Below are 15,956 nucleotides of genomic sequence, written 5' to 3'. Positions count from 1 at the left end.
GGGGTACGCTCATGGTTTCCATCGCCATTATCGGACGGCCCAATGTCGGCAAGTCCACCTTGTTCAACCGCCTCGTCGGCAAGCGTCTGGCGCTTGTCGACGACAGGCCGGGCGTAACGCGCGACCGGCGCGAGGGTGACGCGCACCTCTTCGACATCGAGTTTCAGGTTCTGGATACCGCCGGTCTGGAAGAGGCCGGCGGCGAGACCCTGGAAGGCCGTATGCGCGCCCAGACGGAGGCGGCCATCGCAATGGCCGACCTGTCGCTCTTCGTGGTGGACGCCAAGACGGGCATGACCCCGCAGGACTCCCATTTCGGAGAGCTGCTGCGCCGCTCTGGCCGACCGGTCGTGCTGGTGGCCAACAAGGCCGAGGCGCGCGGCTCGGATGTGGGCTTCTACGATGCGTTCTCGCTTGGCCTCGGCGAGCCGGTCGCCATTTCGGCCGAGCATGGCGAGGGCATGGGCGACCTTCGCGATGCGATCGTGGCGGCGTTGGGGGAGGAGGCTTTCCTCCTCGATACGCCGGAGGCCGAGGCCGACGTGCCTGTCGAGCTCGACGAGAATGGCGAGCCGGTCGACACCTACGACGCCACCAAGCCGCTCAACATCGCCATCGTGGGGCGGCCGAACGCTGGCAAGTCCACGCTGGTGAACCGGTTTCTGGGCGAAGATCGTCTTCTGACGGGCCCGGAGGCGGGCATCACGCGCGATTCCATATCCGTGTCGTGGTCCTGGCGCGGCCGCCAGATCAAGATGTTCGACACGGCCGGCCTGCGTCGCAAGGCTAAGGTGCAGGAGAAGCTGGAAAAACTGTCCGTCGCCGACGCCATCCGCGCCATCAAGTTTGCCGAGGTGGTCGTCGTCGTGCTGGACGCCACCGTGCCCTTCGAAAGGCAGGACCTGCAGATCGCCGACCTGATCGAGCGCGAGGGCCGGGCCCCGGTCATCGCCTTCAACAAATGGGACATGATCGAGGACCGGCAGGAGGCCCTGGAAGACCTTCTGGAAAAGACCGAGAGGCTTCTGCCGCAGATGCGGGGCGTGAAGGCTATCCCGATTTCGGGCGAGACGGGCGAGGGCATGGACCGCCTCATGCGGGCGATCGTCGAAACGCACGAGACATGGAACCGGCGGATCTCCACCTCCAAGCTCAACCAGTGGCTGGAGCGCGTGGTCACGCATCATCCGCCGCCGGCCGTGGCCGGCCGCCGCATCAACGTGAAATACATGACGCAGATCAAGACGCGTCCGCCGACCTTCATCGTGTCGACCTCGCGGCCGGAGTCGCTTGGGGCGTCCTACACGCGCTACCTCGTCAACGGGCTGCGCGAGACGTTCGGCCTGCGCGGCGTGCCGATACGGCTGCATCTGCGCAAGCCCGACAACCCCTATGCGTCCCGCCGCAAGAAGTATTAGTAGCGCCGCGTTAACCAAGCGCTAAGGTTAATGAAACATGATCGACATCCATCGAAATGATTTGGATGCCGATTATGAGCGTCACCAGAAGAGCTGCTCGACAGCCCGTTCCTAGACGCTCCGGCGGTCTTGCCCGGCGTACCGGCAGCCTTGTCGCATCGCTGATCCTGGCAACGGGCGCCGTGCTTTATCAGCACTCCCCGACCGCCATCTCGGAGCGCCCCGAGCTTGAGCTGGAAATCGCCGCCGGCCTGATGCAGGGCGCGCTCGCGCTGGAGCGGGAAGAGCTCGCTTCGCTGCGGCCCGTTTCCGAACTGGCGGACCGAGGCGGCCGGGTCGTCAGCCAGTACACCCTGCTCAAGCGTTTCTCCACCGGGCGAATCGCCCGCAAGGGCCCACGTCTTGCCGCCGAGATCGCCGGCGGCGACGCCATCATGCTGACCGCCCTTTCGGGACTGCCGGCCAGCTTCGAGGCCAGCACCGAACGCCTGGCGCGCTTCGAGCGTGCAAACCCCTTCAAGGATACGGTCGAGGACACCATGGCCATCGCCGATGCGGGCGCGTCGGACAAGCCGCTGCTGCGCGAGGCGAAGGCCGATGCCGGCACGATGGAGCTCGGTTATGCCCCCGCCACGGGCCCGGCCGCATCCAGCCGGTTCGACTCGGTACTGGGCGGCGAGGGGCCATCCTTCGTGCCGCCGATCGGCGAGAAGGACCATGCCTGGGCGGCGACGCCCCTTCCGGCGGAAGCATTCGGCGAGGCCGAGCAGACATGCCTGGCGACGGGCATCTATTTCGAGGCGCGCGGGGAATCGGAGCGCGGCCAGGCGGCTGTCGCGCAGGTGATCCTGAACAGGGTGCGCAACCCGACCTACCCGGACACGATCTGCGGGGTGGTGTACCAGAACCGGACCTGGCGCAATCGCTGCCAGTTTTCCTTTGCCTGCGACGGGCGCGCCGACCGCATCACCAACAAGCGCGCCTACGAGCGGGCCCAACGCATCGCCATGGATGTGACGACCGGCCGCGAGTGGCTGGCGGATGTGGGGTCGGCCACGCATTATCATGCCACCTATGTTCGTCCGCGCTGGGCGCGCACGATGGAAAAGGTGGACAAGATCGGGCTCCATGTCTTCTATCGCACCTATAATGGCGGATGGAACTGACGGAAGGCCGAGGGCATGGCTGTGCACGATGAGGAGCCGGATGGCCCCTCGCAGGATCCCGAATTCTTGGCACGGCGCGCCCGCCTGAACGAGCGGCTCGACGCGGCGCGTGCCCGCCAGGCGCCGCCGCCCTCGGCACTGCAGCCGAAAGGCGGCCTGTCCGGAATGGCTGCCGGGCTGAAGATCGCCTCGGAGTTCATCGCGGGCATCGTCGTCGGCGCGTTGATCGGCTACGGAATCGATGTCGCTTTCGATACACGGCCTTTCGGATTGATCGTGTTTCTGCTGTTCGGCTTCGCCGCCGGCGTGACGAATGTCGTCAGATCGGTCTCGAAGGATAAAAAGTCGCCCGATTCCAGCCAACAAGACCCTCTTGATCGCCCTTAGGGAGTTGCGAAGCGGTCCTTGTGACGCTATGGCAGTGTCGCCCGCACGGAGCTTCAGGCGAATGACGACGCAGACTTCCTGTCTTCGTATCGCCTGATCCGTGTTCATATCGAAGGACTGGGGTCGACCGGCAGCAATTGCCGGCAACCCATGCGACAGAGGACCAGACGCTTGGCGAACGATCCGCTTCATCAATTCGTGATCTCTCGGCTTGTGCCGATCGAGATCGGCGGCCTGGACCTTTCCTTCACCAATTCGTCGTTGTTCATGGCGGTCACGGTCGTTGCCGCTTCCGGCTTCCTGTGGGTGGCCACCAGCGGCCGGGGCCAGATCCCGACGCGTACCCAGTCCGTTGCCGAGATGGCCTACGAGTTCATCGCAAACATGTTGCGGGATTCGGCCGGCGCCAAGGGCATGGTCTTCTTCCCGCTGGTGTTCTCGCTCTTCATGTTCGTGCTGGTGGCCAACCTGCTCGGCATGTTCCCCTACTTCTTCACGGTCACCAGCCATCTCATCGTCACCTTCGGGCTGGCGATGCTGGTCATCGGCACGGTGGTTGCCTACGGCATAGCCAAGCACGGCCTGTCCTGGTTCAAGGTCTTCGTTCCGTCGGGCGTGCCCGCGGCGGTCGTGCCCTTCGTGGTGGTGATCGAGGTCATCTCCTTCCTGTCCCGGCCGATCTCGCTGTCGATTCGTCTTTTCGCGAACCTGCTGTCGGGGCACATCGCGCTCAAGGTCTTCGCCGGCTTCGTCGTCTCTCTCGGCTCGCTCGGCGCCATCGGCATTGCCGGCGCCATCCTGCCGCTGCTGATGACGATGGGCCTGACGGCCTTCGAATTCCTGGTCGCCTTCCTGCAGGCCTATGTGTTCGCGGTGCTGACCTGCATGTATCTCAACGATGCGGTGCATCCGCATCACTGAGGTTGATCGTCTTCACATGATCGCGATGATCAGGTTGAGGAAACTTTGAGAATAAGGATCATCCGGCTGTTCACCTAGAGCCTCGGATGGTCTAGAACGCCTTCGACTTTCGCGGCCTTGGTCGCGGATTCTTCCCGCACGATCCAAAACAGGAGTTTCACATGGACGCGGAAGCCGCTCGCTACATCGGTGCTGGTCTCGCTTGCTTCGGCATGGCCGGAACGGCCCTTGCACTCGGCAACATCTTCTCGAGCTTCCTTTCGGGCGCTCTTCGCAACCCGTCGGCAGCCGACGGCCAGTTCGGCCGCCTCGTGTTCGGCTTCGCCGTGACGGAAGCGCTGGGCATCTTCTCGCTCCTCGTCGCTCTTCTCCTCCTCTTCGTCTAAGTTCAGTCTGAACGAGGATTGTGCTTCCGGCCGCCTTGGACAATCGAGGCGGCCGGCCTTGTATAGACCGGGGTGAGAGATGTTCATCAGCCAAGCCCACGCGCAGGTCCAGGACCATTCGACCGGCAGCGCTCCGCTAGTGCCCGGAGTTGTTCCGCCTACGCCGGAAGCCGAATTCCTGGAAGGCCACGAGGTGCATGAAAGCGCCGGCTTCCCACCGCTCGAGACGGAGTTCTTCGCCTCGCAGATCCTGTGGCTGGCGATCTCCTTCGGCATTCTTTATCTCATTCTGTCGCGCACCATCGTGCCGCGCCTTGCCGGCATCATCGAGGGCCGCCGCGACCGGATCGCAGCCGACCTCGAGGCCGCGGAGCGCATGCGCACCGACGCCGATGAGGCGCAGGCCGCCTACGAGCAGGAATTGGCGGAAGCGCGCGAGCGTGCCCACGCCATCGGCCATACGGCCCGTGACGAAGCGCGCCAGAGCGCCGAAACCGAACGCCGCCGCAACGAGTCGGAACTGGAAGCGAAGCTGGACGCCGCACAGGCCCGGATCGCCGATATCAAGGCCAAGGCGCTTGCCGATGTCGGCGCCATCGCCGAGGACGCCGCCGAGGCTATCCTGACCGAACTGACGGGCAAGGATGTCTCGCGCGAGGATGTCGCGAACGCCGTGCGCGAATCGCGCTGAGGAGGGCTGACCAATGGCATTCGACGCAACTTTCTTCGCACTCGTCGCCCTCATCCTGTTCTTCGTGCTGCTGTGGTACCTGAACACGCATCGCACCATCGCCAAGTCGCTGGACGATCGCGCGGCACGTATCCAGGCCGAGATCGACGAAGCGCGCGAACTCAAGGAAGAGGCCAAGCAGCAGCTTGCCGAGTATCAGCGCCGCCGCCGCGAGGCGGAAGCCGAGGCCAAGGACATCGTCGCCGCCGCCAAGCGGGAAGCCGATGCCATCGTGGCCGAAGCACGCACCAAGACGGAAGACTATGTGACGCGCCGGACAGCGGCCGCCGAACAGAAGATTTCGCAGGCCGAGGCAGACGCCATAGCCGAGGTCCGTGCATCGGCCGTCAACATCGCCGTGGCAGCGGCAGAGCGCATCATCCGGGACAAGGATCTTGGTTCCGATACGCGCCTGACCGAAAGCTCGATCGAGGAAGTGCGCCGCCGCCTCAACTGAGGGCGACCGCATCCCGGCATCGGTGGATGGGCATCATCCACAGGCGCGGACTATCAAGGGCGGGGCTTCGGCTCCGCCCTTTTTCGTGCGTGCTACAACAGGACGGGGTCGTCCTGCCGTATCGGCCGAAAACTCATGCGGTGGTAGGGGCAGGGGCCATGGTCGCGTAGGGCGCCAAGATGAGTTGGCGTCGCATAGCCCATATGACGGCTGAAACCGTATACGGGGAATGTCGCGCAAAGACGCGTCATCATCCTGTCCCGCGTGACCTTGGCGATGATGGAGGCTGCCGCGATGGACAGGCAGCGCGCATCGCCGCCCACGACAGCCGTTCCGCGCAACGCGAAACTGGGGGGCACATCGCGTCCGTCGACCAGCACATGGCATGCCGGCCGGGACAGGCCGTCAAAAGCGCGGCGCATGGCAAGCAAAGTCGCCTGGCGGATATTGATACGGTCGATCTCGGCTGCGCTGGACGATGCGACGCAGACGGTGGCAAAGCGCATGATCTCGGCAAAGAGGCGCTCGCGCTCTTCCATGTCGAGCTGCTTTGAATCGTTCAGGCCGTCAGGGATGTTGGCCGCATCCAGGATAACGGCAGCGGCAACGACCGGGCCCGCCAGGGGGCCACGGCCGGCCTCGTCCACGCCGGCAACGCAGCGCGCTCCGCGCGCCATGCGCTCTTCCTCGAGCGTGAAGTCCGGTCGTGCGGCGACGACCGTGGATGGGAGCGGAGAATCGGTCTTGCGATAGGCCATCGGGGTAGCAATCCCGCAAAAGCCGATCCTCCGCAAGCCTCCCTCGGGGGTGGGGGAGGCAGCCGTGATCAGAGAAGTGACAGTTGCACTCCGTTGCCGCGCGGCGGCACGAACAGGTCGGTGCGCAGCACGGTGCGGCTTTCGTTCAGCCCGAGGCGGCGTGCGGCAAGCTCGAAGCGGCGGCGGATCTGCATGGCATAGGGACCGGTGCCCCGCATGCGTTTTCCCCATTCGGCATCGTAGTCCTTGCCGTCGCGCATGGAGCGCATCAGCGACAGGACATGGCGATAGCGATCCGGATAATGGCGCAGCAGCCAATCCTTGAAGAGGGGCGATACCTCCAGCGGCAGCCGCAGCAATACGTAGCCGGCCTCGCGCGCGCCAGCCGCGTGCGCCGCGTCCAGCAGCCGCTCGATTTCGGAATCGGTCAGGCCCGGCACGATGGGCGCCGTCATGACCATCGTCGGAATGCCGGCCTCGCTGAGTTGCCGAACGGCTTCCAGCCGCCGTGCCGGGGTGGCGGCGCGAGGCTCCATCGTACGGGCCAGGGTCTTGTCCAGCGTGGTGACCGACAGAGCCACCTTGGCGAGGCCCTTGGCCGCCATGCGCGACAGGATATCGATATCGCGCGTCACCAGAGCCGACTTGGTGACGATGCCGACCGGATGGTTGGCCGCCTCCAGCACTTCGAGGATTTCGCGCATGATGCCCATCTTCTTCTCGATGGGCTGGTACGGGTCGGTGTTCGTGCCGATGGCGATGGAGCGCACCTCGTAGCCCGGCTTCGACAACTCGACCTCCAGCAGGGCGGCCGCGTTGGGTTTGGCGAACAGGCGTGACTCGAAATCGAGGCCGGGCGACAAGCCCATATAGGCGTGCGAGGGCCGCGCGAAGCAATAGATGCAGCCATGCTCGCAACCACGATAGGGGTTGATGGAGCGGTCGAACGAAATGTCGGGAGACGAATTGCGGGTGATGATCGTCTTCGGCTTCTCGACCTGGACTTCCGTCTTGAAGGGGGGAAGCTCTTCCAGCGAGTTCCAGCCATCGTCGAAGCTTGCCCGGGAGAAGGGCTCGAAACGACCCGAAGGATTGACCCCTGCACCCCGTCCGCGCCGACGCTCGAACCCGACCCGTAGGCCGGACTGCTGGACGAGATGCTCCGCCATGTCCACGCCGCCGGGGCCGAAAGCTGCCTTGTCTGCCGTCGAGATCTGCTGCATGGCGGTTCTCCATTGCCGTGTTCCAGAGATAGGCGGACATTGAGAACAAATCAAGAACATGAGCGATGCGATACGGCGGGCATGTAGCCGCACCCCCGGGAATTCCCTTCACCGCCGGAATGTTCTATCGGTGTGACATGTTGTCCGTGCTGATAGCGGCTCGTGAAGAGCCCGTCCTGATTGCCTCTACGCTGGCCTCTCTCGTTCCCGGTGCGGTCGAGGGGCTGGTCGGTGACGTGGTGCTGGTGGACGAGGGGATGGGCAAGGAAGCGCACCGTGTGGCCGACCATGCCGGTTGCCGTGTCCGCCAGGAGCCGCTTGCGACCTGCATCGCCGCTGCCAAGGGCGACTGGATCATGTTCCTGGAAGCCGGAGCGCGTCCGACGCCCGGTTGGGTGGATGAGGTGGCGGGTTTTCTGGGCGACGTTACCGAAGGTCGGGCCCGCGCCAAGGCGGCGCGTTTCCGCGTGGCGCGGCAGGACAGACCGCTTCTGTGGGCAGGGCTGACGTTCAGACGGTCCCTGATGGCAGGGGGTCTCATTGCCCGCAAATCCGATGCGATGGCCGCCATGACGCCGGATCGTGGAATGGTCGGGCTGGTCCGGTCTCTGCGCCCGATGGTGCTGTCCGCCGATATGCGGCCGAGGCCGCCGGATGGCGAGCCGCAACGCCGCCGGTAGTGTGTCAGGCCGAACGGCCACCCCGTCGCAGATGCTCGTCCAGCCGGGGCATGATCTCAACGAAATTGCACGGCCTGTGCCGGTAATCGAGCTGCGCCGCCAGGATACCGTCCCATGCGTCGCGGCAGGCGCCGGGAGAGCCGGGAAGCGCGAATATGAAGGTGGTTCCGGCCAGCCCCGCGACGGCGCGCGACTGGATGGTGGATACGCCGATCTTTTGCATCGAGATCTGGTGGAAGACGGTCGAGAACCCGTCCATCCGCTTGTCGAACAGCGGTTCGACTGCCTCGGGCGTGACATCGCGCCCGGTAAACCCTGTGCCACCCGTGGTGATCACCACATCGACGCCGGGATCGCCGACCGCCTCCAGGACGCGGGCGCGGATGGCCTCGATGTCGTCGGTAACGACGCCGCGCACGGCGAGGCGATGGCCGGCGGCTTCCAGCCGCTCCTGCAGCGTATCGCCCGAACGGTCGTCGGCAAGCGTCCGCGTGTCCGAGATCGTCAGCACGGCAATCGACAATGGAATGAACGGGCGATGCTGCGCTGTCATGCGGCGCTCCTGTCATGTGTGGGGCGGGCAACGGTGGCGCGCACCCACCAGCCGGGGTTGGCGGCGGCGATGGCGCCGGCGGCGCATTGCGCCTGCGATGCATCCTCGAACACGCCGTAGCACGTGGCGCCGGAGCCGGACATGGCAGACCGTGCCGCACCGGCCGCCTGCAACGCCTTGAGACAGGCGCCGATGACCGGCTCCACACTTATCGCCGGCGCTGCGAGATCGTTGCGACACAGGCGCAGATAAGAGACGACGCTGCCCACGGTGTCGAAGCCCTGCACCGGCCCCTCGGGCAGGGGGCCGTTGCAGGCCGTCGGCAACGCCTTGAAGATGGCGGGGGTAGAAATGGCCACGCCGGGATTGGCCAGCACCATCGGCAAAGCGGGAAACTGCGGCAGGGGCGACAGCATTTCGCCGATGCCGCGCGCCACAAGTGCGCGCCCATCGAGGCACATGGGCACATCGGCGCCAAGGCCGAGCGCCGCTGCCACAAGGTCATCCTGGGCGGCACGCGGCAGGCCCGGCATAAGCGCCCGCAGAACCGCCGCCGCATCGGCGGAACCGCCACCGATGCCGGAGGCGACCGGCAGGTTCTTTTCCAGCTCGATGGAGAGTGGGCCGATCGTGTGGCCACGCGCCGCTGCAACCCGGCGCGCCAGCGCCAGCGCGCGCGCGACGATATTGTCGTGCCCTTCCAGCCCGGGCCCGAAAGGCCCCGACAGATGCAGGGCATCGGCGTCGGCGGGTGTCAGGGTGAGGCGGTCGCCGACATCGGCAAAGGCGACGAGGCTGTCCAGCAGATGATAGCCGTCGGCACGTTTGCCGACGACATGAAGCGCAAGGTTTATCTTGGCATGGGCGCTCGCCCCTGTGGCCGCATCCGCCGCCATGGCTTTAGTTCGGCTTGGCGTCTTCGCTGGATGCCGGTGCCCCGGGTGCGTCGGCGGAAGCGCGGTCGCCGGGGGCGGACTTCGGCGTGTGGTTCAGTTCCGGATCGTCCGCGACGCTGGGCAGGCCATCATCGAGCTTCTTTTCGATCTTGGCCACGAGGTCCTCTTCCGGGGCCGGATTGCCGTCCAGCGCACGCTGCCACTGGAAGCGGGCCTCGCGCTCGCGGCCGACGCGCCAGTAGGCATCGCCGAGATGGTCGTTGATGGTCGGATCGGCGGGCGTGATGAGCACCGCGCGCTCCAACTGCTCGACCGCGTCGTCGAACCGCTCCAGCCGATAATAGGCCCAGCCGAGCGAATCGATGATGTAGCCATCGTTCGGTCGCAGCTCGACGGCCTTGCGGATGAGATCCAGCCCTTCGTCGAGGTTGCGGTTCATGTCGACCCAGGAGTAGCCCAGATAGTTCAGCACCTGCGGCTGGTCGGGCGAAAGCTCCAGCGCCTTGCGGAAGTTCGGCTCTGCCTTGTCCCACTCCTTGAGGCGCTCATAGGCGATGCCGCGCTGGTAGTAGATGTTCCAGTTCTGCGGCCCCTCGTCCGGAGCCAGTTCGACCGCCTTTTCCAGAACCTCGGCGGCACGGCTGTAGTTCTTGCCGGCGGTCAGCACGTCGGCAAAAGCCAGGTGCGCCTGCAGGTCGTCGGGATAGGTCCGTATTGCGGTTTCCAGAACGGTGGTTGCCTCGTCCTTGCGGTCGGCGAACCACAGGTCCAGCCCCTTCTGCAACGTGGCGGTGCGCCGATAGGGCGAATCGTCCGGGATGCGGTCGTAATAGGCGATGGCCTGGTCCACGCGCTCGCCCTGCTCGGCAACGCCGGCCAGCGCCGTGACGAGCTTGTCGGAGGTGGTTTCGCTGACGGCATCCGCAAGCTGGAAATACAGAAGCGCGACATCGCGCCCGTCACCCCGGTTGATCGCCTGTCCAAGCGTGTAAAGCACTTCGGACGCGCCCTGCTGGGGCGTCTGCACCGCAGGGGCCGCCGCTTCCCCCGCGTCGAGCTGGCGCTCCAGAAACAGGATCGGATCGTAGGTCGGGGCAACCTGAAGCCCGTAGGCCAGGGCCTCCTCGGCGGCATCCTTGTTGCCGGCCTGCATTTCCAGCCGCGCCAGCGCTTCGACTGCGGCCAGATAGGCATCGGGCGAGGTCTGCACCGAGGCCCTGTCGTCCAGCAGCACTTTCAGCACGCGGCGCGCCTCGTCGGGCTGGCCGGCCTGCATGAAGATCAGGCCCTTCTGGTACAGGTTGAAGATGGCGAACCATGGCGGCCCGGAAATCTCGTCCAGCCGCTCGATGGCGGCGCCGGCATCGCCCTTGCCTGCATCCGCCCAGGCCGAAAGCTGGCCGAGCAGCAGCGTGTCGAGCTCGCTTGAATCGGGGAGGTTCAGATTGTCTATCGCCGCGTCGAAATCGCCGGTGCGCAACGCTTCCATGCCCAGCGCGATCCGCGCCACCTTTCCGGCATCGTCATCGTCGCGTAGCTTCGCGGCCAGCTCGACGCCGCGATCGAAGCGACCGTCGGCAAGGAAGGTGAACATCGCTTCGCGCTGCAGGGGCAGCGACGATGGATCGATGGTCAGCGCCTTTTCGTAGTAGTCGCTGGCGACACCGAGCGCCCCGGCGGCCTGTGCGGACTTGGCCGCAAGATAGGCGCCCGAAAGAGACTGGACGTTGACTTCGGGCAGGCTGCGGACCAACCGCATGTCGTCCTGCGTGGAGGCGGCGAAGGCCGGCGGGAGAAACAGGGTGAAGCTCGCAAGTGCCGTGGCGAGTGCGAATTTGCGGCTACCGTATTTCTGCACGTGTCACGCCCCCTGGAGCATCGATCCGAAAGAAAGAGAATTGATCCGGCGCAATGTCCGGAACCAGCATGACGTTTTTGGGGCCGAGATCAATTGATCCTGTCGATGCAGAAATCGACCACGTCGGCCAGGGCGGCGCGCACCGGCGATGCCGGCAGGCCGGACAGGGCGTCCAGCGCCTCCGCGCCATAGCGCCGGGCCCGCTCTTTTGTTTCCTCGAGGGCGCCGTGCTTCTGCATCAATTCCATGGCCTGCGCCAACGCCGCGTCGTCGTTGCGGCCGTCTTCCATGGCGGCGCGCCAGAAGACGCGCTCGGCCTCGTCGGCGCGGGCATGGGCGAAGATGACCGGCAGGGTTATCTTGCCCTCGCGGAAATCGTCGCCGACATTCTTGCCAAGCGCATCGGCCGACCCGCCATAATCGAGCACGTCGTCGACGAGCTGGAAGGCGAGGCCGAGCGCCATGCCGTAGCGGCGCATGGCGGCGATGTCGGCCTCGGACGCTTGCGCGATGACCGGGCCAACCTCGGCCGCCGCAGCAAACAGCGCCGCCGTCTTGGCCTCGATCACGGCAAGGTAGTCGGACTCGCCGGTGGACATCTTCTTGGCGGCGGACAATTGCCAGACCTCGCCCTCGGCGATCACGGCGGAGGCGTTCGACAGGATGGCGAGGGCGCGCATCGAGCCCACCTCGACCATCATCTTGAAAGCCTGCCCAAGCAGGAAATCACCCACCAGCACGCTGGCCTGGTTGCCCCAGATCGTCCGCGCGGTGCGACGACCGCGCCGCATGTCGCTTTCATCCACGACGTCATCGTGCAGCAGCGTCGCGGTGTGAAGAAACTCGACACTGGCCGCCAGCTTGACATGCGCGTCGCCGCGATAGCCGAACGCCTGTGCCGACGCCAGCGTCAGCATCGGGCGCAGGCGCTTGCCGCCCGACGAGATCAGATGGTCGGCGATCTCGGGGATCAGCTCGACGTTGGAACCCGCCATGGAAAGGATCAGCGCGTTCACGCGGTCCATATCGGACCGGGTCAGATCCAGTATCGCCTCGATGGACGGCCGCGGCGAAAGCGCGCTGACGGAATTTGCAAGGCTCACGATGTCACTCCGTTCGACACGCCGGGAATAAACTTCGGCGCGGCCAGCGGCAAGGTGTTAGATGGCCCTCGCACGGCCAAATGAAAGCGATTTGCCCGATTGCGATGCTCCCGCCTTGCGACAGGCGCCTGATTCGTGCCGAGATGACATCATGCTGGAACTCATCCGATCCAACGACGCCGTCCTCATATCCTTCGTGGAATCCCTCCTCAAGGAGGCCGGCATCGGCCATTTCATCGCGGATTCGCACATGAGCATCCTCGACGGCTCCATCGGCGCGCTTCCGCGCCGCCTGATGGTGGATGCCGACGAGGTGGACTCCGCCCGCGCGCTGATGCGGGAGGCCGGGCTCGGCCATGAGCTGTCCTGAGCCATCCCTGTCGCAGGACGCCTTCTGGCGCGGCGCCTTTCATCTGGTGCAGCCGCGAAAGGGCGCATACCGCTCGGGCATGGATGCGCTGCTGGTGGCGTCCGGCGTAGCCGCCGACGCCTCGGGTCATGCGCTGGACATGGGGGCAGGGGCGGGCGCCATCGGCTTCGCCGTGGCTGCGCGGGCGCCGGCCCTGCGCGTCGTGCTGGCTGAAAAGACGGCCGAGATGACATCCTGTGCACGGGCCGGGCTGGCGCTCGGCGAAAATCGCGGGCTGGCCGGGCGCATCTCCATCATCGAGGCAGATCTTCTGGCGCCGCGTGCCGCGCGCGAGGCCGCGGGGTTGAGCGACGGCAGCTTCGACCATGTGCTGAGCAACCCGCCCTTCTATCCGCATGGGCATCGCGCTTCGCCGGCGCCGCTGCGCCGCGAGGCGCTGTCCATGCCGGACGATGCGTTTCTGGCGCGGTGGCTGCATGTGGCATCGGCATTGTCACGCCATGGCGCCAGCTTCCTTTGCATCGTCGCGCCCGCCTGCCTGCCGTCGCTGATGTCGGCGATGGACGGGCGTTTCGGCGCCGTCGGGCTGCTGCCGGTCCATGCGCGGGCAGGCAGGCCGGCGACGCGGCTGCTGGTTGCGGCACGCCGCGGCTCGCGCGCGCCGTTGCGGATGCTGCCGGCGCTGACCCTTGCCGATGCCGACGGCGCGGCCACGGCACAGGCGGACATGTTGTCGGACGGAACGCTTCACCTTGATTTGTAGACCCTTGGCGGATCGGGTGTCCGGTGCCTATCTGTGTGCGCGATACGAGTCAGACGAGAAGAGTGATTCCGGGTGGCCAAGGCCTTGCAGCGTTTTCTTCCCAAGCGTTTCCGCAAACAGCGCACCGTCGTGCCGGTGGTCCGGCTGACGGGCATGATCGCCGCCGAAAGCGGCGGCATCGGGCGCAAGGCCCTGTCGATGGCCACCGTCGAGCCGCTGCTGGACAAGGCATTCGAGATCAAGGATGCGCCGGTCGTAGCCATCGAGGTCAATTCGCCCGGCGGTTCGCCCGTGCAGTCGCGGCTGATCTTCCGCCGCATCCGCGAACTGGCCGAGAAGCACGATCGCAAGGTTCTGGTGTTCTGCGAGGATGTGGCCGCCTCCGGCGGTTACATGATCGCCTGCGCCGGCGACGAGATCATTGCCGATCCGTCCAGTATCGTGGGCTCGATCGGCGTCGTGTCGGGCGGCTTCGGCTTCGTCGACCTGATCCGGCGCATCGGCGTGGAGCGGCGCCTGTATACGGCCGGGCGCAACAAGGCGACGCTGGACCCGTTTTCGCCGGAAAAGCCGGAAGACGTGGAGCATCTGAAGTCGCTGCAGCTCGACGTGCACGAGACGTTCATCGAACTCGTCCGGGAGCGGCGCGCCGGCCGCCTCAAGGAAGACGAGCCGGACCTGTTCTCCGGCCAGTTCTGGTCGGCCCGGCGGGGGATGGAGCTTGGCCTTGTCGACAGGCTCGGCACCCTGCACGAGGTTCTGGCGGAACGCTTCGGCCCCGAAGTCGAGCTGGAGCGTATCCGGCCCAGGCGCGGCCTTCTGGGCGGGCGTATCGGCTTTGGTGCGGACGCTGCCGGCGCGGCGGCCGAGCGGCTTGCCGGCGTGGCAGAGGAGCGCGCCTTGTGGGCGCGTTATGGCCTTTAAAGGGTAATTCGCTGCGTTGCCTTGCTTTCGCTCCGGTTGCGCGCAAGATACCTCGCGAAAGGGCCCTTCACGGATATGGAAAGCCTTATGCCGCCGCTCATACTACTCGGTCTTCTCGGCGCAGCCGCCTATCTGGGCGTGCAGCAGATGAAGAAAGAGGCGACGCGCGTCAGCGCGCGCAATCGCCGCGCCGAGATGGAGGCGCGCAACAAGGCCCAGGGCACGCTGGTGCGCGGCGACGACGGCGTCTACCGCCTGGAGCGGGATTGACCGGGCACGCTTGCCCATGGCAACTGACGCTGCCGTGGCGGGGCCTGCCCGCCGGTCGTGTCCGAGAGCCTGTAGCACCATGTCCGAACTTGCCCCGCATATGCGCCCCGAGCGGTCCTTTCAGGGCCTGATCCTTGCGCTTCATCGCTATTGGGCCGATTACGGCTGCGTCGTGCTGCAGCCCTATGACATGGAAGTCGGCGCCGGCACCTTCCACCCGGCAACGACCCTGCGGGCGCTGGGGCCGAAAAGCTGGAACGCCGCCTATGTCCAGCCGTCGCGCCGCCCCAAGGACGGGCGCTACGGCGAAAACCCCAATCGCCTCCAGCATTATTACCAGTATCAGGTGCTGCTGAAGCCGAACCCGTCCAACCTGCAGGAGCTGTATCTCGGGTCGCTCAGGGCAATCGGCCTCGACCCGCTGACGCACGATATCCGCTTCGTGGAGGACGACTGGGAAAGCCCGACGCTGGGCGCCTGGGGCCTTGGCTGGGAATGCTGGTGCGACGGCATGGAAGTATCGCAGTTCACCTATTTCCAGCAGGTCTGCGGCATCGAATGCGCGCCGGTAGCCGGCGAGCTTACCTATGGTCTGGAGCGCCTGGCGATGTATGTGCAGAACGTGGACAATGTCTACGACCTGAACTTCAACGGCCGCGAGGGCGCGGAAAAGGTAACCTATGGCGACGTCTTCCTGCAGGCCGAGCAGGAATACTCCCGCTACAATTTCGAGTTTGCCAACACCGCGATGCTGTTGAAGCATTTCGAGGATGCCGAGGCCGAATGCGCCGCGCTGCTGGCGGCCGGCGCCCCCGATGCGCCCGGCATGCTGCACCGCTGCGTGCTGCCGGCCTACGACCAGGCGATCAAGGCCAGCCATGTCTTCAACCTTCTGGATGCGCGCGGCGTCATTTCGGTCACCGAACGGCAGAGCTACATCCTGCGCGTCCGCACGCTGGCCAAGGCTTGCGGCGAAGCCTTCCTTCTGACCGATGCCGGCGGTGCGGTCAGGGCCGCCTGACAAGCCGAATAAACAACTGGTGATTATTCGGTGATCTGCCCTATCCTTCCGTGCATGTAGCAGTGGAGGGTT

At 65.7% G+C, this 15,956-nt stretch carries 19 protein-coding genes; 13 read left to right on the top strand and 6 right to left on the bottom strand.

The features are described from left to right. The first annotated feature begins 11 nt into the window (after positions 1–11). The 7 genes from der (at position 12) to AUL31_RS06215 (ending at position 5,465) form a co-directional block, all read left to right on the top strand. On the top strand, positions 12–1,418 hold the full coding sequence (gene der / locus AUL31_RS06245) for a ribosome biogenesis GTPase Der (protein ID WP_060603063.1): 1,407 nt from the start codon (positions 12–14) through the stop codon (positions 1,416–1,418). A 74-nt stretch (positions 1,419–1,492) separates the two neighbouring features. Next, positions 1,493–2,584 carry a cell wall hydrolase gene (locus tag AUL31_RS06240; protein ID WP_244489330.1) on the top strand — a complete coding sequence of 364 codons (1,092 nt, stop codon included), beginning with the start codon at positions 1,493–1,495 and terminating at the stop codon, positions 2,582–2,584. A 15-nt stretch (positions 2,585–2,599) separates the two neighbouring features. Continuing rightward, positions 2,600–2,971 carry an AtpZ/AtpI family protein gene (locus AUL31_RS06235; protein WP_060603057.1) on the top strand — a complete coding sequence of 124 codons (372 nt, stop codon included), beginning with the start codon at positions 2,600–2,602 and terminating at the stop codon, positions 2,969–2,971. Positions 2,972–3,142: 171 nt separating this feature from the next. Beyond that, positions 3,143–3,892, top strand: coding sequence for a F0F1 ATP synthase subunit A (locus AUL31_RS06230; protein WP_060603054.1), 750 nt, complete (start codon positions 3,143–3,145; stop codon positions 3,890–3,892). A 161-nt stretch (positions 3,893–4,053) separates the two neighbouring features. Further along, a complete protein-coding gene (locus AUL31_RS06225) occupies positions 4,054–4,278 on the top strand; it encodes a F0F1 ATP synthase subunit C (RefSeq protein ID WP_039189151.1) in 225 nt (74 codons plus the stop codon). Between the two features lie 79 nt (positions 4,279–4,357). After that, on the top strand, positions 4,358–4,969 hold the full coding sequence (locus AUL31_RS06220) for a F0F1 ATP synthase subunit B (RefSeq protein WP_060603050.1): 612 nt from the start codon (positions 4,358–4,360) through the stop codon (positions 4,967–4,969). Positions 4,970–4,982: 13 nt separating this feature from the next. Beyond that, entirely contained in the window at positions 4,983–5,465 is a 483-nt protein-coding gene (locus AUL31_RS06215) for a F0F1 ATP synthase subunit B family protein (RefSeq protein WP_060603047.1), read from the top strand. A 92-nt stretch (positions 5,466–5,557) separates the two neighbouring features. Here AUL31_RS06215 and AUL31_RS06210 read toward each other — a convergent pair whose 3' ends face one another. Beyond that, the gene (locus AUL31_RS06210) at positions 5,558–6,223 is read right to left on the bottom strand and encodes a ribonuclease HII (protein ID WP_060603043.1); all 666 of its coding nucleotides are present in this window, start codon (positions 6,221–6,223) and stop codon (positions 5,558–5,560) included. A 68-nt stretch (positions 6,224–6,291) separates the two neighbouring features. Beyond that, positions 6,292–7,446, bottom strand: coding sequence for a PA0069 family radical SAM protein (locus tag AUL31_RS06205; RefSeq protein ID WP_060603040.1), 1,155 nt, complete (start codon positions 7,444–7,446; stop codon positions 6,292–6,294). A 137-nt stretch (positions 7,447–7,583) separates the two neighbouring features. On the opposite strand from AUL31_RS06205, the gene AUL31_RS06200 reads away from it, so the two are divergent. After that, a complete protein-coding gene (locus AUL31_RS06200) occupies positions 7,584–8,126 on the top strand; it encodes a glycosyltransferase family 2 protein (protein WP_060603035.1) in 543 nt (180 codons plus the stop codon). Positions 8,127–8,130: 4 nt separating this feature from the next. On the opposite strand, the gene moaB is transcribed toward AUL31_RS06200, so the two are convergent. From moaB to AUL31_RS06180, 4 genes are all read right to left on the bottom strand, one after another. Beyond that, positions 8,131–8,679 (bottom strand): molybdenum cofactor biosynthesis protein B, encoded by a 549-nt coding sequence (moaB, locus tag AUL31_RS06195; protein ID WP_060603032.1) that lies wholly within the window; start codon positions 8,677–8,679, stop codon positions 8,131–8,133. Next, positions 8,676–9,575 (bottom strand): 4-(cytidine 5'-diphospho)-2-C-methyl-D-erythritol kinase, encoded by a 900-nt coding sequence (locus AUL31_RS06190; RefSeq protein ID WP_060603029.1) that lies wholly within the window; start codon positions 9,573–9,575, stop codon positions 8,676–8,678. The genes moaB and AUL31_RS06190 overlap by 4 nt, the downstream gene beginning before the upstream one ends. 4 nt (positions 9,576–9,579) lie before the next feature. Then, on the bottom strand, positions 9,580–11,433 hold the full coding sequence (locus AUL31_RS06185; RefSeq protein ID WP_060603026.1) for a tetratricopeptide repeat protein: 1,854 nt from the start codon (positions 11,431–11,433) through the stop codon (positions 9,580–9,582). Between the two features lie 89 nt (positions 11,434–11,522). Then, the gene (locus AUL31_RS06180; RefSeq protein WP_060603023.1) at positions 11,523–12,536 is read right to left on the bottom strand and encodes a polyprenyl synthetase family protein; all 1,014 of its coding nucleotides are present in this window, start codon (positions 12,534–12,536) and stop codon (positions 11,523–11,525) included. Between the two features lie 151 nt (positions 12,537–12,687). Between AUL31_RS06180 and AUL31_RS06175 the strand changes: the two genes are divergently transcribed. The 5 genes from AUL31_RS06175 to AUL31_RS06155 all read left to right on the top strand — a co-directional run bounded on the left by AUL31_RS06175 (position 12,688) and on the right by AUL31_RS06155 (position 15,884). Continuing rightward, a complete protein-coding gene (locus AUL31_RS06175; protein ID WP_060603019.1) occupies positions 12,688–12,906 on the top strand; it encodes a putative signal transducing protein in 219 nt (72 codons plus the stop codon). Beyond that, positions 12,893–13,669 (top strand): tRNA1(Val) (adenine(37)-N6)-methyltransferase, encoded by a 777-nt coding sequence (locus tag AUL31_RS06170; protein ID WP_060603016.1) that lies wholly within the window; start codon positions 12,893–12,895, stop codon positions 13,667–13,669. The genes AUL31_RS06175 and AUL31_RS06170 overlap by 14 nt, the downstream gene beginning before the upstream one ends. 72 nt (positions 13,670–13,741) lie before the next feature. Further along, on the top strand, positions 13,742–14,593 hold the full coding sequence (locus AUL31_RS06165) for a S49 family peptidase (RefSeq protein WP_060603013.1): 852 nt from the start codon (positions 13,742–13,744) through the stop codon (positions 14,591–14,593). A gap of 87 nt (positions 14,594–14,680) precedes the next feature. Next, positions 14,681–14,863, top strand: a complete 183-nt coding sequence (locus AUL31_RS06160) for a hypothetical protein (protein ID WP_039190855.1) — start codon at positions 14,681–14,683, stop codon at positions 14,861–14,863. 79 nt (positions 14,864–14,942) lie between these two features. After that, a complete protein-coding gene (locus tag AUL31_RS06155) occupies positions 14,943–15,884 on the top strand; it encodes a glycine--tRNA ligase subunit alpha (protein ID WP_060603010.1) in 942 nt (313 codons plus the stop codon). The last annotated feature ends 72 nt before the right edge of the window (positions 15,885–15,956 follow it).

Origin of the sequence: Aureimonas altamirensis, from assembly GCF_001463885.1 — a bacterium.
Classification (GTDB): Bacteria; Pseudomonadota; Alphaproteobacteria; order Rhizobiales; family Rhizobiaceae; genus Aureimonas; species Aureimonas altamirensis.
The sequence above is the reverse complement of the archived record's forward strand: the minus strand, read 5'-3'. Positions and strand labels throughout refer to the sequence as shown.

Bases quoted from the DNA above. Each gene is read 5' to 3' on its own strand.
- AUL31_RS06200 (WP_060603035.1), top strand. From the start codon at position 7,584: ATGTTGTCCGTGCTGATAGCGGCTCGTGAAGAGCCCGTCCTGATTGCC.
- AUL31_RS06170 (WP_060603016.1), top strand. From the start codon at position 12,893: ATGAGCTGTCCTGAGCCATCCCTGTCGCAGGACGCCTTCTGGCGCGGC.
- AUL31_RS06175 (WP_060603019.1), top strand. From the start codon at position 12,688: ATGCTGGAACTCATCCGATCCAACGACGCCGTCCTCATATCCTTCGTG.
- AUL31_RS06220 (WP_060603050.1), top strand. From the start codon at position 4,358: ATGTTCATCAGCCAAGCCCACGCGCAGGTCCAGGACCATTCGACCGGC.
- AUL31_RS06205 (WP_060603040.1), bottom strand. From the start codon at position 7,446: ATGCAGCAGATCTCGACGGCAGACAAGGCAGCTTTCGGCCCCGGCGGC.
- AUL31_RS06235 (WP_060603057.1), top strand. From the start codon at position 2,600: ATGGCTGTGCACGATGAGGAGCCGGATGGCCCCTCGCAGGATCCCGAA.
- AUL31_RS06190 (WP_060603029.1), bottom strand. From the start codon at position 9,575: ATGGCGGCGGATGCGGCCACAGGGGCGAGCGCCCATGCCAAGATAAAC.
- der (WP_060603063.1), top strand. From the start codon at position 12: ATGGTTTCCATCGCCATTATCGGACGGCCCAATGTCGGCAAGTCCACC.
- AUL31_RS06240 (WP_244489330.1), top strand. From the start codon at position 1,493: ATGAGCGTCACCAGAAGAGCTGCTCGACAGCCCGTTCCTAGACGCTCC.
- AUL31_RS06215 (WP_060603047.1), top strand. From the start codon at position 4,983: ATGGCATTCGACGCAACTTTCTTCGCACTCGTCGCCCTCATCCTGTTC.
- AUL31_RS06160 (WP_039190855.1), top strand. From the start codon at position 14,681: ATGCCGCCGCTCATACTACTCGGTCTTCTCGGCGCAGCCGCCTATCTG.
- AUL31_RS06155 (WP_060603010.1), top strand. From the start codon at position 14,943: ATGTCCGAACTTGCCCCGCATATGCGCCCCGAGCGGTCCTTTCAGGGC.
- AUL31_RS06210 (WP_060603043.1), bottom strand. From the start codon at position 6,223: ATGGCCTATCGCAAGACCGATTCTCCGCTCCCATCCACGGTCGTCGCC.
- moaB (WP_060603032.1), bottom strand. From the start codon at position 8,679: ATGACAGCGCAGCATCGCCCGTTCATTCCATTGTCGATTGCCGTGCTG.
- AUL31_RS06225 (WP_039189151.1), top strand. From the start codon at position 4,054: ATGGACGCGGAAGCCGCTCGCTACATCGGTGCTGGTCTCGCTTGCTTC.